Raw genomic sequence first — 15,273 nt, forward strand, 5'->3', positions numbered from 1 at the left:
AAAAACTCCTTATTTAGATTTCATGCCAACGCGGTGAATATGGGAATCAACCTTAACATCAAATGTAAGATTCTGATAAATTTCCTCCCATTTATCTTTTGTCTTTACGCTTTTGTTCCAATACCGCGGTAATTTAGCTCGAAAATGTTCACCAAACCCAAAAATATCAGATTTTGTTTTTTGCGTCTTTGCAATTAATTTTTCAATTGCCTTTTTGGTGTTTTTAGAAGTTTCCTTCTCAATCTTTTTCAATATAGCTGAATCTGACAGTTGTATTTTTGCGCTTTCCTTTTCATCAATCTCACTTTCATATTGGACCTTGATTGAGACATGTGGTCTGCCATTCTTAAGCATGACTTTCGTCCTTGTATTTCGGCTAACGGCTCTTACTAAAACTGATTCATCAGTGCCGGGGACTTCAGCAAATGCTCCATACCCGCCTCTGCCGATTCCTCTTACGGCCATAAAGATACCTATTTCCAAAGGATTTGTCTTTCCGACCATTCTATCCTTATTGAAATAAGCAAGACCGTTAAGTTGTATAGTAGACTTTCCTTTAAGTTCTAAATATGGGAGGTAAGGATCCTGCCCCTTACTAGAGTAAATGGTCCAAAAAAGACCAATAAAGCTGGGTGGATATTTTCCTATTGCAGATAAATTGTCAACCATGTCTGCTAAATAAAGCGATGGGATACGTTCGAGCTCTGGGATAATATTCATATATTTTGAAGCTGATTCCTTTGAGACCACTAGAGAGGCTGTTCTTCGAATTTCGGGATTACGTCTAAGAAAATCATTAAAACGGGCTGTTCCTGTTCTTGCTATTTCCTCACTTAGGACTATAATTCGTAAGTGACCTAGAAACACTTCATCTGCAACTTCCTGCTGGAGATTTAGTATCGCATCCTCTATAGTATGACCAACAACCTCCACCACCAAAACAGGCTTTACAGAACCCCCAGGCTGCTGTGGACCCAGTGGTATTTCTCCAGGGACAGCGATTTGGGCCGTAACCTTAATCATTTCTTCATCAGGAATCGGATACTTTTCACTTAAATGGGAAACCTCATCTTCCATTTTGCGATCCTTCTCACTAGCTTTATCGATTCCAATTGCTAAAACATTTGCTCTTTGTTCAATTTCTTTACTGTCCCAGCAGCCTGATAGTAGTGGTATGAGGAAGTAAAACATAATAACAACTTTTATCTTACGATGCTTTTGCCACATTTTTTTTCCTCCTCCAGCTCCTGAGGAAATCGATTAGTAAAAGGAAAGCAGGATAGATAATTGTAATAAGTAAACCTGCTCTTCCGATTAATTGGATAATCTCATACATGTGTAAAACGTTTTGCGGTGCCATCGCCAAAAAAAACACAAATGGCAGAATAAAATAAGAGAGTACTTTATGGTCCTTAAGTCTGAAAAGCTCTTTAATAGAATGGATGGTAAAGTAGTAACTTGAGAATAAGGTAGTAAAAACAGCCAAAACCCATACCGCCAAAAAGATGATATCGAGCCTTTGTAGGATATTACCTGGAATTGCTGTTGTCCGAGCCAGTTCTAACGTAGGCCAAAAGATTTGTTTAATTTCTTCTGGTCCAAAAATAGCCACCGTAGCAATCACAATTAATAAGTATAGTCCTCCTGAAATCAGGATTCCCCATAAACTAGCCTGCATAGCTTTTTTGGGCGTTTTCATGGCCGGAATAATCATCGTAATAATGAAGGACCCCTGAAATAGCGCTGAAACGGTGAGCATCCCTCCAGCCATATTCCGAAGATCATTTCCTATAAAAATTGGACGTAAATATAAGAGATTGGCATTCTTCAATGAAAAGGCAACGACAATTAAAACGGGTGCCAATATCATAGGGACATACAAATTGTGGATATAGGCAAAAACATTGATATTGTTCCGACAGCTAATCGCTGCCAATAAAAGCATGACAATAACTGTGACTTCTAAAGGTGTTTCTCTTAGCACTGCCGATACCACAACCGCACCAAACTCTCGTGCTGTCAGACTGGTTAATATTAAAAAAAAGAAGATGACAACTATGCTAAAAGTCTTGCCCAGCCATTTCCCAATGATATCTTGACTATAGGTAATAATGGTTTTTTGCGGGTGGCGAATCCCAAGATAGGTTAGGATCATTAATCCAATGGCTGCCATAACTATTCCGGTAAAGGTGACAAATGGAGCGCTTGTTTCTCCTGCTCTGACTGCAAACATAGGCAATGGGAGAACACCTACTCCAATAATCGTACTAATTAAGATCGTTGTGGCTTGAAGTGCTGTTATTTCCTTCGGATCCCCCATCGGTTGTTCCCTCCCGCTGATCATTTCCTAGTTTGCTATTCTCTAACATCTTATTTTCACTTTCTGGAAGTCTAGATTGGTTAGATGGATGAAGAAAGTCCGGTCTTTTCGGCATCCACCATAACGGACTCCGTACCACAACATCTTTCATCCCTTCATAGTCAGAGGGAGAAACAGGTGCCATATATGGGACACCAAAAGATTTTTAAAGAGAGCATATGATTAAAAATAAAGATAACACCTACCATCACGCCGTATAGTCCGAAAATCCCAGCCAAAATCATGATAGGAAATCTCAGCATCCTTAGTGCAAAAGCTGCTGTATAGGTGGGTGTGGCAAAAGAACCAATTGTGGTTAAGGCGATAACCACAACTGTTATCGGGCTGGATAAACCTGCTTCAACAGCCGCCTGTCCGATTACCAGCACCCCTACAATGGATAAGGCTCCCCCTACTTGTTTTGGCAGCCGGACGGTAGCCTCTCGTAATATTTCCATCGCGACTTCAATAATCAAAACCTCGATAACAGCGGGGTAAGGAACCCCTGCCCGGCCCCCGGCAACCGCTACTGCAAATTCTGTCGGCAGTAGTTCCGGGTTAAAGGCAATTAGGGATACGTAAAGAGATGGAAAAACAAGTGAAAACACTAAAGCCAATATCCGCGCCAGTCTAACAAAACTTCCCATTAAGAACCTTGACGAATAATCCTCTGTTGTTTGATAAAATTGATTAAAAACAACCGGTACCAATAAAGAAAATGGTGAGCCATCAACTAGAATAGCCACTCGTCCCTCTATTAAATTTGCCACCGTTTTATCTGGCCGTTCTGTCGATTGGGTCTGAGGAAATGGTGAGAAAGGATTATCTTCAATGAATTGTTCTAGATACCCCACATCTAGGATGGCATCAATATCAATCTCCGAAAGCCTCTTTTCTACTTCTTTGATCACTGTCTCATTTGCAATTCCTTTAAGGTAACAAATGGCCACCGTTGATTTTGTCAGCCGGCCGATTTTCATGGTTTTTACTTGGAAGTCTGGTGTTGGAAGTCTGTATCTTAATAAGGCAATATTCGTAGCGATGCTTTCAATGAAACCCTCCCTTGGTCCTAAAATGACTTGTTCGGTTTGAGGCTGGTCAATCGCTCTTTTTTCCACTTTTCGTGTTCCAATATGAATGGCTTCCTTGATGCCATCAATAAAAATCACCGTTTCACCGCGAAGCATCAATTCAATTAATTGATCAATGCTATCTCCAACCTTTGCCTCACTATGATAAATCGTTTCTGTTAGGATCATGTCAATCAATTGGGTAAGTGGTTTTTCCTTTCCCATTAAATGTTCAGGTTCATACATGAGAGACTTCAGTATATCCTTATTAAGAGAATCTTTATCAACTAAGCTAGAAAAATACACGCAAGCTGCTGAGAATTGGCCAAAAATCTTAAAATGTTTTATTTTTAAATCTTCGTTATTACCAAGAATTTCTTTTATTTGTTTCTCAGTCTCTGTTAAGGAGCTAGAAGTTGGTGTGTTTTCCTTTTGTGAAACCAATTTACTCGGTGTTAACAATTGAGGTTTTTTAACGGTTCGTTTCTTCTTTCGAAATAAGGACACACTTTCACCTCCTAACTAATAATTTTTACCAGTTCACCAATTTTATTCCTCCTTGACCATTGGATATAGTGATAAAAAAACAGAGATCTAGAAAGACCTCTGTTTACTGTATTATTTTAATCTGATGAAGAAGGGACACACGCATATCACTAAACCAATTAAGGTAATGCCGATAGCACCTAGTTTATTTTTATCCTTAAGAAGGAAATAAGCATGTGCGAAACTATAAAGTCCACCAAAAAGCACGACAATCCATAAAATGACCAGCACGACTAATCCCTCACCTTTTCCATTTCAGATTCCTTCATCTGCTTACCGAATCCGACAATTTCTACATCTACCTTAATATTCACGGTTGCAAAAGGGTAATTTTTATTGGTCCAGTCCCACTTCTCGTACTCCTTCGTTGAACTAAATAACGGACGTGCATATAAAGACCAATAAAATGGTTCTGATTTAAATTCATCTTGGGTTCTTTTAACAAGTGTACTTAGATTTTCTTTTAATTCACTTTCAATCTTCTTTTTCAAGATTCTCTGTTTTTGTAGATCTTCAGCGTAATTTTCCATACTCGGGCTTGATAATACTTCAATTTCAATAGGCACCATGACATTAATTACGGGTGGACCCTTTCTTAATTTGATTTTTACCTTTGTAGCCGTTTTTTTCTTAACTCTGCATGCTACCATATATTTTTCGTTCAATGGATCTTGATAACTCACATACATATCTTCTATCCTTGCTGTATTATCAAGAATAAGCGCGCTTCGAGTTTCTTCTCCTGTTAATTTAGCGATCATTTTCCCTTCTTTAAATACCGCAGAACCTATTAACTGCACCTGATTCCCACCTTTTTTCGGAACATTGCCAGCTAAATATTGGTCCTCCTCTTTAAATGTAACGCCATTGTTTTTTTTACCAATTGAGCCGTTTATTGCTAAAAATAGGTCTGCGTCTCCATCTGTAATCGCTAATAGACGATTGATCGTGGACTCTGGTACTAAACCGGTTTCAACTGATCTATCAATTATAAATTGATAATATTTGTGTGCCCGTATCTGTGACTCTGGTTTATTTTTTCTAATAAATTCTGATGCATTCTCCTTTGTTACAATAATACTTGTTTCTCTACGGACCTCTCTCTCCTTGAGCGCGGATCCCATGAAACGATAAAAGACGTCTGTTCTTGCCAGCTCCTCTGATACCACGATTACTTTAGCGTGACTGAATGAAATTTGCCTTGTAATAAAAGAATTAGCCATATTCTTGGCTGTTACAATATCCGGTGCTGTCAAAGTAACAATATTTCTCTCTGGATCTTCCTCTTGTCCTGGTGCTCCTTTAATATTCAACTTTGGATTAGCAAATTGAAAGGTTACATCTACCGCTTGTTTCTCTTTTGCTTCAATCTTCTCAGGTAAATCTAATCCAATTGCTATCGTATATGACATTTGCTCTAACTCTTTCCGATCCCAGCAGCCGGCAAGGGATAAGACAATCCCCAACCCTAAAATGATTTTTATGTAACTCATCTATTCTTTACCGCCTTTACTTTGAGTATTAGCCAAAGCAACGGAGGAAGGAGCAGCAACATGTACTTCGAGTACATGATTATTTTTTGTTTAAGGATAAAGATATTATCTAATTGATTTGTTGGGATCAATCCAAGTAACAGAACCAATATGGTAATTGGAATGAGAGTATGTTCAAACTCCTTTATATTAAAAACATATCCAAACAACATACTTACCAAGTATAGATAAACAGCAAACTTTACTATGATCACCAATAACCAAAAAGTTAAGAAAAAGGTTTCGATATTGGTAATGACTCTTCCAATTGACACTAGTCTAGTTGCTTCATTAAAAGGGTAGGTTATTTTTCCTACACTCTGGGAATCAAAAACTAATATATAGGACATATAGAGTATCACCATCATCAAAGCAGAATAAGCTAACGAACCTAAAAGACCTCTCGAATAGGTTTTATGATCTTTGACAAAGGGATACAACATAGAAACGAAAAAGGCTTCTGCATAAATAGGTACATTATCAAAGCTTGACTTCGCTATCTCCCATTTACCCGCTCCAAACAATGGAAATATCCGGTTTATTACAGCATCTTTCGCTAGAAGAAAAACCAATATCCCTAATGCAATGGTAACGTAAGGAAAGATCATCCATGCGACAGAACCAAGTGCTTCCCAGCCTTTCTTAGCACCCCATAAACAAAATAATAACAATGCAATGTAGAGGATAAATAATGGAGTTTTCGGGAAATTCATCGTAATAAGTTGGTCCGCATAACTTCTGCTTTCCACTGATGTGTTAACCAACAAGAATAGAAACAGGATAAACCCGATTCCAAAGGCGACATACCTTCCCATCGCTAATTGCAAGATTTCTAGTAAATTTTTCGTTTGATGTTTTTTTAGGATAAGATTTAAAACAACGATAGAAGGAAGAATGATGACAAAGGACCCAATGATCACCATCCAGGCAGCATTAAAAGTATCTTCGAAAAGTCTTGTTGTCGTCATATCTGTCGCCTTTGTACTAATCATAAAAACAATAACGGAAAAAAACTCCCTTATACCTATTAAATCCTTCTCAACCTTAACCAAACTACCACCTATTTTCACTCATTTTGAACAGGCTCTTTTGTTAAATCCTTTGTTTTTACATAGGCTGGTCTTAATTTTTCATTCTTTAATAATCTCCGAAATAATGTATCTTTTGAAGACTTGTATTTCGGTGTAAATGGCGCCAAATAAGGGACACCAAACGTTTTAATAACCGATAAATAAAATAATCCGATCATAAAGATACCAACCATACCAAATATACCAAATAAACTAGCGGATAAAAGAAAGCCAAATCGAGCTATCCTTATGGCATAATTCAAATTCACATCACTTATCGCAAAGGATGAGAGGCCCGTTAATGCCACAACGATCACCACGATGGGACTAACCACATTTGCCTCTACTGCAGCCTGACCTAAAATTAGTGCACCAACAATACCAATCGTTGGACCAATCGGAGTTGGTACTCGAATCCCCGCTTCCCGTATTAATTCAAATGCCATTTCCATTAAGAGTAATTCTAAAATAGCTGGGAACGGGACCATCTCACGGGCACCAGCGATCGCTAAGAGTAAATCCGCAGGCAGCATTTCAATGTGATAATTTGTAATTGCGATATAAATAGAAGGAGTAAACAAGGTAATAAACATGGCAGTCATCCGCAAAAACCTTGTAAAGTTACCATATATAAATCTTAAATAATGATCGTCGGCAGAATGATAAAAGGACCAAAAAGTTGCTGGTGTTACGATCGCAAACGGGGAGTTGTTCATCACAACAATAACATGACCATCCTCGATAAAAGAGGCAGCTCTGTCAGGTCGTTCCGTTTGTAAAATGGTCGGAAATAAGCTGGTTGACCGATCTTCTATATGCTGAATCAGGAGACCTAGGTTCTGTACCGCGTCTTTTTGAATAGCCCCAATCCTTGATTTTACTTCATCTAAGACTTTCTCTCCGGCTAATTCTTTGTTGTAAATGATATAGACTTCATTGTGGGAACGACTGCCAATAATCATTTTTTCAACAGTAAAATCTTCAGAGCGAATTTTTTTCCGAATCAGCGAAATATTTTGGTCCGCTCTTTCCACGAAAGACTCTTTTGGCCCTAGTAACGTAGTTTCATTTTGCGGCTTCTCAACACTACGCCCCGCTGAAGATGATGTATTTAACACATATATCACATTCAGGCCATCCACAAGTAACAAAGTGGCGCCTGTGTTTAATTCACTTACAGCTGCGGAAATCATCTTCTCTTCTTTGATTGAACTAATACTTATTGCAGAAGGAATATCAATAATTTCTTTGGCTGCTAAGATTAGTGGCTTTATGATCTCCTCATCAATTAACTTCGTTTCAGTCATAGATGGAATAAAAAATAGAACGGCCTTCCTGCCCATCATATGAATAGTGAATTCTCTCACTTTAAAGTCTATATTTTTCGGATAAGAGTAAAGCTCCTTTATTTTAGGTACATCAAGCAGGAGATTTCCAGAAACATAGTCGTTTTTGACGCTTTCATCACTTTGTAACAACTCTTCACTGATTTCTAATTGATTTGTTTTTATTTTTTTAAACAATGGACGTCTCATGTACGTTACCACTCCTACTGGCTTCACTTGTTGTTTCAAGAGAGTGTCCTAATGTGATAAATTCCGTTAAAAAGACACAATAATCTACCTATATTAGCATTGTTTATTCTTATCTAAACTATTCCACTATTTGGTACGAAAGTGGCTTCATCTAAGACCTAGGGTGTAGACAAAGTTACGGCTCTAGTTCATTTTGAAAATACCACTGCATTGCTATACTGGAATAAAGAACACCGATATTTGAAGGGAGAGACGAGGAATGAGAACTGTGCTAATTTTTATTACCGGTTTTGTTCTTGGAATACTTCTTACAGAGATGATTAATATTTATGGATTCTTGTTATATGATCAGACTGTCAGCCTAAAGGTTATACCGTTTTTAATAGGAATTGTGCTTGCGGGGATTGACTTATTGCTTCGCCGCAAATCAAAACTGCCAAATTATAAAAGCAGCCTCCATTAAGGACGCTGCTCTCTTTCATTACTTTTTCTCAAGGGAATAATTATTTTCTTTTGCACTTTTACTTATATAAAAGCCCTTCTTAGGTTCGACATAGAAATTTAAGGGGCAATTCAGATTATTGGTAATGGCTTCTTGAAGCTGAACTGCCTTTTGCCGCTTGTTGTTAAAGGCTCTTTCCGACATATCGATTAAGATTGTATGACCAAAGCTCGTTAAAACTTCAATTCGATTGATTCCAACAGGGTTTGTTGTTTTAACATGAATAAGTGAAAACCATATATTGTAATGAAACTTCATATTTTTTGTAGGAAACAATAAAATGCCCAACTGCGGATTCACACTTATAGGATGCATCCTTGTTGGAGTCAGCAGGTATTTTGAACTACGCCTGGCTCCAAGGAAATTTGACCCTAAATGTAACAAGGTTTCCTCGATAACGGCAATTGGACTCTTTCTAACAAGGAAAGTTTCTTCCCCTTCAATCACTCTTGACCATAATTCTCCACAATCATTGTACTCACCTGTTAGTAAAACCGTCTTTTCATTAATTAGGTGTTTATCTCTTACGTCCATATATTAATAAGCCTCTTTTCTAGTAATAGAGTTGATTATTTTAAGAATAAGAGTATACTAACATAAAGTTGATATACTCAACTTGCCTTGCCCTTGGGTTTCGTTCCGCTAAGATCATTACCCGAGGGTGAAACTTTTTCCACGTTTCCGTTATACATTTCCACAAAATTCCTCCTCAAAAATAGTATATTTTACTAGAAGATAGAAAGTAAATCTGTTATTTATAAATAATTTTCAGGTCACTCACACCTACCTTTTCAAGGCTAGTTCACCATATTGACGAACGTTATATTTGAACGTATAATGAATATTTTTTATTTCCGAATATGCTATTATTTACAAAGACATGGTTCGACATTTATTTTAACCCCCAAAATTTCATCTATTTTTCTATTTTTTTAGCATATTATTAGCTCATTAAAATGAACATTTCAGCCTGTTAACTGAAAATTCATAAATTCACATAAAATACATATTTGCCTTTTTCTCTGAGAAATAGAAAAATCTTACCCTTTTATTGAGTAAGATTTTTTGTTTTATCATTGTTTACATAATATTTTTATGTGATTCTTCAATTCCTCAAGATAAGCTTCACTTAAAAATCCTGTTCCGCCTCTAATGATTTCTTCAAAATAATGTTCCGGGGGCGCTGTTTCTGCTTCCTTATTGACAACCGTAAAGGTCATCACATCTTTGTATAAGCTTCCATTTATGAAAAGATCCACAAATGTTGGCCGATATAGACGTGAACCCACCCCTTCTCTTCTATAAAGGTAAGGAACACAATCGGTGGGAATCTCATATACCTTCCCTTCTACCACTCCGCCTTCCTCAACAATGTCAGCACGACCGCCATCAGGCATTGTCACAGAGTATCGTAATGTATAACCGTGCAGGATGCCGGTGCCTATCACCTTTTGAAAATATTGGTCCACTTTTGCTAGTTTAAACCGTGCAGGATCCATGCAGCTTCCATAGGCAAAATATAGGATTGGGTCTTGTTTGCGAAGATGATATTCCTTCCAATCACCACTCTTGATCTGCGTTTTCAGCATATGACTATTGTGTTTTGCAATGGTATAAATATAAGCTTTGGTTTTACCAGTATCATGAGAGATTAGTTGTATTTTACGATTATATAAGTTATCTAGCGCCTTCACACTATAACCTTCCAGCTCATCTAATCTATGAAGCTGGTCCTCCGTAACCAGGTACAGTTCACCATAGACCACATCCGCAGCCGATTCCTGGAGAGCAGGATAGCCAAAACCTGTATCAAATAACTTCCCCTCCGTCCAAGCCTGCTCCGCAACAAGCTCTGCTTCCTCCAATAAATAATGATTTCGCTCATGCCTCCTAAGCGTCCCATAAACAAAAACAAAATACCTCTCCATCCTAACCCCTTCTTTCAATTAAGTATAAACACATTATCCTATAATCACGATGACAACACTGTCATTTGGTGCCTGTCACCACTCGTGGACACTGTCCACCTCAGGCGGACAGTGGGTTGAGAAAAGTCCCCATCACAATAGAGAGTGATGAGGACTGTTGGCTGCTTGTTATACTGCTTCTAGTTTTTGTGGGTCTATGAATTTTCGTTTTTGGATGTAGATTAGTCTCCATGATAAGGCGATTCCAGCCGCTAACAATCCTGCTGTAAGACCAAGCCAATATCCTGTCGCACCCAGTCCTGTATAGTTTGCAAGTACGTAGCCAACTGGAAGGCAGATTAACCAGTACGCAATTAACGTCATGACAAAGGCAAGATTAACATCCTTATATCCCCGTAAGGCAGCTTGTGCGGTTACTTGAATGGCATCACTGATTTGGAAGAACAACGCAAAAATTAAGAAATGCGCCGTTAGGTTAATGACTTCTGTTTCATTCGAGTAAAATCCAGCCACTTGGTACCTGAATAGAACCACTAATACCCCGGTAATAAGAGCGATTAAGATAGCAAGATAAATACCTAACCAGCTGTAGCTCTTTGCGTCCTTGTATCTGCGTGCCCCTACTTCATAACTTACAAGAACCGTTTGTGCCATCGATATGCTTATCGGAATCATGTAAAGGAAAGAAACGATGTTTAACGCTGATTGATAGGCAGCAATCGTGGTAACATTAAATTTACTTAATAAAATGGTTACAACAGCAAACATACTGGTTTCAAAGAACGTTGATAGTCCCATAGGTACACCGATTTTCAGTATTTCCTTACACTCTGCTAATGAGAATTTCTTCAAATTCTCAAACACGGCAAAGCCTGAAAATGGTTCCTGTGTTTTTACAATGTACACTGTCATTCCAGTGATCAACCATTCCGTGATGGAGGTGGCATATCCGGCACCTGCTCCGCCAAGTTCCGGGAAACCCCAATTTCCAAAGATCAGCACAAAATTCAGAAAGAAATTGATTGGTAATGACAGAAGCAAGATATACATTACTATCCTTGTTTTTCCTAATGCATAGATAAATGACCTAAGCACGTTAAAGATAAAAAGCGGAAGAATTCCGTAGCTAAGACCAACCAAATAGTCAAAGGCCGTTTCCTGTACGTCACTTGGAAGATTCATTTTATCTAAAAGTGGATCTAAAAAGAATACACCAAGCATAATGACCACAATGGTAATCATAACGGAAATGTAGAGTCCATGTCTTACAACCGAAGCCACTTCCTTGCCTCGCTTTTCCCCGAAGCGCTGTGCCGCTATTGGAGAAACCGCCAGCAGAATCCCGCTTATCCCTGTAAATATCGGGCTCCAAATTGACGAACCAATGGCAACAGCGGCCAGGTCTGAGGAGTTATATCTTCCTGACATAATATTGTTAAAAAACACCATCGAAAACATACCGAGCTGAGTGATTAAAATAGGTATTATCATGACAAAAATTTGTTTTGTCTTTTCTTTTAATGTAAACGTCTGATTCATATATAAAACTCCTAGAAAAAATGAATTATAAAAGCCAAATTTTTATTATACTGGATTTTGGCTGACTTGAGTAATATTTATTACTCTAACGGTCTATTTTTTGTTAAATAATTTTCAAAAGTATTATATAGAAATTTCGGATACCGTAGTATAATATAATCGTTATTTATTAATAGAGAAACTGGTGAAGAATCGTGCGTACCTATAATGAAAAGATTAGTATCTATCATGGAATGGTTTCTACCATTGCTATTAACCTTGCAGGAAACTTTTATCCCATCTTTGCTATCTCGATTCTTGGAGCTACCAATTATCAAGTTGGATTAATTAGTTCCCTTCCACCTTTAATTGCCCTTTTGATGACCATTCCTGCTGCCGTTCTATTAAATCGTTTACAGACGCAGAAAAAAACGGTTGCCATGTCAGTATTAGGGGCGCGATTATTATTTTTACTTCTCATGGGAGTTGTCTATATCTCTACCTCTTACCAAGCATGGGTATTTTTAATTATTATCGCATTTATGAATGTACCTGCCACCATTGCAAACATTGGCTGGCAAACGTTAATTAGCGGAATGATAAAAGACGATCGAAGGGGTTCTTTTTTTAGTGATCGCAACCGCTTATTGACGATTGCTGGCATGATTTCCACACTTATTATCGGGATTATTATGAAGAACCAATCAAATAATGCAACCGCCTATCAGTGGTTATTTTTCACAGCGTTACTTTTTGGAATACTTGAAGTGTTTTTCTTAATGAAACATAAAGAAACAGTCCAAGCAGTCACGACCACAAAAAAATCGTCGATGGATTGGTCCATTTTTAAAGATCATGGGTACAAATGGTTCCTAATTGCGGCACTCTGTTTTAATTTCACCTGGCAGATGTCCTGGGGGATATTCAATATTTATCATGTTCGAATCGCAGAAGCCACGATTCTTTGGATAAGTATCTTTTCGGTAGCATGTCAGTTAGTGCAAATCTTTACTTTTCCTTTGTGGAAAAAATGGGCAGAGCTAAAATCTAATACGCTTATGCTCGTATGGGCTGCGCTCGGAATGGCGCTTGTTCCATTTCTAACCGTTATGTCTACCAATCTATTCTATTTAACTTGTGTCCAGGCACTATCTGGATTTTTCATTTCTGGGGTTGTGCTCTTATTGTTTAACCTTTTGCTTGAACAATCGCCAGAAGAAAAGAAAACATATTGTATCACGACTTATAATGTACTCCTATCCTTTGTCGCCTTTTTAGCCCCACAGATTGGGATTATGCTGTTAGAGGGACTAGGCATACAAAAATCAATGGAGTTGAATTCCTTTATGCGGATTGGAAGTGCCTTTGTATTTCTTCTCATGTATTCTCGTACTAGGAAATTCACAAAAACTTTGTTAGTAAAAAACTAGCAATTTTTTCTAGTAGATTGGCATTTTCTGTAGACTTGGGTTGATATACTAGTCATATGGAGGTGGTCCTTATGTCAAAAGAAAGTCGCATTCGCATACCAACAACAATAAAAACACCGTACGCGTAAAAAACAACTTCAATTTAACCATAAACCTGGGAGACTCACTGAATCTACTAGCACTCATTGGCGGTATTTACCTAATTAGAACCTTAACCAAAAAACGCAAACAAACACCTAAACAAGAAAAAATGTAATGGATGTGGTTTCCATTACATTTTTTTGGTGCCTTTTTTGGTGCCTGTCACCATTTATTCATTTATTCGCATTTATTCATAGTTTTACTGCATATCTCTTTCGTTCGTTAAAGTAGACCCAGTCTTTGAAGCCTATTTGTTTGAGGCGGGCTTGGACCATTTCGAATTCGTCGCCGACTCGCTCTGGGTCGTGGGCGTCTGAGCCGAAGGTGACTTTTACTCCATGATGGAGTGCCATTTCTAAAATATCATCGGCTGGATACCATCCCCCAACGTATTTGGTTTTTCCGGAGGTGTTAATTTCAATAGCGACATCGTATTCCGCTATGACCTTTAAGGTGTGTTCAACTGCAGCAGTTTGAATGTTTGAAAAGTCAGGATAGAAGCCTTTCATCGCATCAATATGACCTAGAATTTGATACATGCCGCTGCGCGCAGATTGTTCAATTAATGAATAATAGGATTCTTTGGTCTTTATTTGTTCTTTAGAACTCAGCCCTTCCCAGCGGTCCTTTTTAAAAATGCTCACCCCATCTACATGATGAACAGATCCAATTATATAATCAAATGGATAGCGGTCAAAGTACTGACGATAGTTTTCTACATATTCGGGAAAGAAATCTGCCTCAATTCCTAATAGGACATCAATCTTCCCAGAATACTCTTGTTTTAACTTCAAGACTTCCTCTACATATTCAGGAAATTGACTTGTTGCCATCGTTATGTGAGGAAACGGATGGTCTTCTTTACTTGAAAAATACGGGGTATGGTCAGAGATTCCGATAATATTTAACCCCTTCTCGATACCCGCCTCGATATAATCTCGAATTCCTCCCCTTGCATGACCACACCGATCATGATGGGTATGTAAATCAAATTTCAACATTGTTTATCACCTCTCCATATTTTCCCATACTATGGTACTTCCAATCAAACCACAACACCAAAAAGTCTTCCCTGATCATTAATAAAATTTGTACATTTCCATTTTACTCCACTCCTTGTCCAATCCAAAAGACAAGCTGTTTCATATATATAAGTAATATTGTGAATGAGAGGTGTTTTATGGAAAGTTGTAATTGTCGTGCAAAAGTAACCGCATGTGCTGTACCAGTCGAAACCTTAATCGATCGATTTTCATCTAGAGGCAAAATTACTATATCTGCACGAATTTGTGAAGTTGATTGTACAGCCAATAATAGTTTTATTTCCATTCTTTATGGTGACGATTTGAATCAAAATAACAGCTTTGTTTTTAAATCCGCTGCACCTGGTATCCCAACTTGTGAACCCGTATCAGGCGGAGGTGTCGGTATAATCTTAACAGCGGAAGGACAAGCCTCTGGAGTCAACTTTCATGACATGGCTATTCTTTCAAACATACATTTTCTACATGAGACCATTATTGGTAATGCCATTTGTTCCATCTCTTTAACCGCGAATGGTCGGACCTTCGAAGTTCCAGGTTGTATCTTCACTAATTCTGAAAACAAAAATTGAGCAGCTCCCAAAATGGAAGCTGCTCTT

12 protein-coding genes and 1 pseudogene are annotated in these 15,273 nt (G+C 38.0%); 3 read left to right on the plus strand and 10 right to left on the minus strand.

The features are described from left to right. Positions 1-9: 9 nt before the first annotated feature. The 6 genes and pseudogenes from QFZ31_RS08335 to QFZ31_RS08360 all read right to left on the minus strand — a co-directional run bounded on the left by QFZ31_RS08335 (position 10) and on the right by QFZ31_RS08360 (position 8,151). Entirely contained in the window at positions 10-1,227 is a 1,218-nt protein-coding gene (locus QFZ31_RS08335; protein WP_307302386.1) for a Ger(x)C family spore germination protein, read from the minus strand. Beyond that, entirely contained in the window at positions 1,208-2,320 is a 1,113-nt protein-coding gene (locus tag QFZ31_RS08340) for a GerAB/ArcD/ProY family transporter (RefSeq protein WP_307302388.1), read from the minus strand. The genes QFZ31_RS08335 and QFZ31_RS08340 overlap by 20 nt, the downstream gene beginning before the upstream one ends. Beyond that, positions 2,268-3,891, minus strand: a pseudogene (locus tag QFZ31_RS08345) (spore germination protein). The gene QFZ31_RS08340 and the pseudogene QFZ31_RS08345 overlap by 53 nt, the downstream one beginning before the upstream one ends. Before the next feature lie 317 nt (positions 3,892-4,208). Then, positions 4,209-5,468, minus strand: a complete 1,260-nt coding sequence (locus tag QFZ31_RS08350; protein ID WP_307302390.1) for a Ger(x)C family spore germination protein — start codon at positions 5,466-5,468, stop codon at positions 4,209-4,211. Continuing rightward, entirely contained in the window at positions 5,465-6,559 is a 1,095-nt protein-coding gene (locus QFZ31_RS08355; RefSeq protein ID WP_307302391.1) for a GerAB/ArcD/ProY family transporter, read from the minus strand. Before QFZ31_RS08355 ends, QFZ31_RS08350 begins: the two co-directional genes overlap by 4 nt. 14 nt (positions 6,560-6,573) lie before the next feature. Beyond that, on the minus strand, positions 6,574-8,151 hold the full coding sequence (locus tag QFZ31_RS08360) for a spore germination protein (RefSeq protein WP_307302393.1): 1,578 nt from the start codon (positions 8,149-8,151) through the stop codon (positions 6,574-6,576). A 220-nt stretch (positions 8,152-8,371) separates the two neighbouring features. Between QFZ31_RS08360 and QFZ31_RS08365 the strand changes: the two genes are divergently transcribed. Continuing rightward, positions 8,372-8,575, plus strand: coding sequence for a DUF5957 family protein (locus tag QFZ31_RS08365; protein WP_307302395.1), 204 nt, complete (start codon positions 8,372-8,374; stop codon positions 8,573-8,575). 18 nt (positions 8,576-8,593) lie between these two features. Here the strand turns inward: QFZ31_RS08365 and QFZ31_RS08370 are convergent, their stop codons facing one another. From QFZ31_RS08370 to QFZ31_RS08380, 3 genes are all read right to left on the minus strand, one after another. Beyond that, a complete protein-coding gene (locus QFZ31_RS08370) occupies positions 8,594-9,148 on the minus strand; it encodes a competence protein ComK (RefSeq protein WP_307302396.1) in 555 nt (184 codons plus the stop codon). A gap of 539 nt (positions 9,149-9,687) precedes the next feature. After that, complete coding sequence (locus QFZ31_RS08375; protein WP_307302397.1) at positions 9,688-10,542, minus strand: gamma-glutamylcyclotransferase; 855 nt, start codon at positions 10,540-10,542, stop codon at positions 9,688-9,690. Positions 10,543-10,710: 168 nt separating this feature from the next. Beyond that, the gene (locus QFZ31_RS08380; protein WP_307302398.1) at positions 10,711-12,081 is read right to left on the minus strand and encodes an MATE family efflux transporter; all 1,371 of its coding nucleotides are present in this window, start codon (positions 12,079-12,081) and stop codon (positions 10,711-10,713) included. A gap of 194 nt (positions 12,082-12,275) precedes the next feature. Here QFZ31_RS08380 and QFZ31_RS08385 point away from each other — a divergent pair, with 194 nt between their 5' ends. Continuing rightward, positions 12,276-13,490, plus strand: coding sequence for an MFS transporter (locus tag QFZ31_RS08385; protein ID WP_307302400.1), 1,215 nt, complete (start codon positions 12,276-12,278; stop codon positions 13,488-13,490). Between the two features lie 332 nt (positions 13,491-13,822). On the opposite strand, the gene QFZ31_RS08390 is transcribed toward QFZ31_RS08385, so the two are convergent. Next, complete coding sequence (locus QFZ31_RS08390) at positions 13,823-14,629, minus strand: histidinol-phosphatase (protein WP_307311435.1); 807 nt, start codon at positions 14,627-14,629, stop codon at positions 13,823-13,825. 182 nt (positions 14,630-14,811) lie between these two features. On the opposite strand from QFZ31_RS08390, the gene QFZ31_RS08395 reads away from it, so the two are divergent. Next, positions 14,812-15,246: a hypothetical protein gene (locus tag QFZ31_RS08395; protein WP_307302402.1), complete on the plus strand. Its 435-nt coding sequence runs from the start codon at positions 14,812-14,814 to the stop codon at positions 15,244-15,246. Positions 15,247-15,273 lie beyond the last annotated feature (27 nt).

Source organism: Neobacillus niacini (assembly GCF_030817595.1).
In the GTDB taxonomy this organism is placed as follows: domain Bacteria; phylum Bacillota; class Bacilli; order Bacillales; family Cytobacillaceae; genus Neobacillus; species Neobacillus niacini_G.

Excerpts from the sequence above, each read along its gene's own strand:
- QFZ31_RS08335 (WP_307302386.1), bottom strand. The coding sequence starts at position 1,227 with ATGTGGCAAAAGCATCGTAAGATAAAAGTTGTTATTATGTTTTACTTC.
- QFZ31_RS08340 (WP_307302388.1), bottom strand. The coding sequence starts at position 2,320 with ATGGGGGATCCGAAGGAAATAACAGCACTTCAAGCCACAACGATCTTA.
- QFZ31_RS08350 (WP_307302390.1), bottom strand. The coding sequence starts at position 5,468 with ATGAGTTACATAAAAATCATTTTAGGGTTGGGGATTGTCTTATCCCTT.
- QFZ31_RS08365 (WP_307302395.1), top strand. The coding sequence starts at position 8,372 with ATGAGAACTGTGCTAATTTTTATTACCGGTTTTGTTCTTGGAATACTT.
- QFZ31_RS08370 (WP_307302396.1), bottom strand. The coding sequence starts at position 9,148 with ATGGACGTAAGAGATAAACACCTAATTAATGAAAAGACGGTTTTACTA.
- QFZ31_RS08375 (WP_307302397.1), bottom strand. The coding sequence starts at position 10,542 with ATGGAGAGGTATTTTGTTTTTGTTTATGGGACGCTTAGGAGGCATGAG.
- QFZ31_RS08380 (WP_307302398.1), bottom strand. The coding sequence starts at position 12,081 with ATGAATCAGACGTTTACATTAAAAGAAAAGACAAAACAAATTTTTGTC.
- QFZ31_RS08395 (WP_307302402.1), top strand. The coding sequence starts at position 14,812 with ATGGAAAGTTGTAATTGTCGTGCAAAAGTAACCGCATGTGCTGTACCA.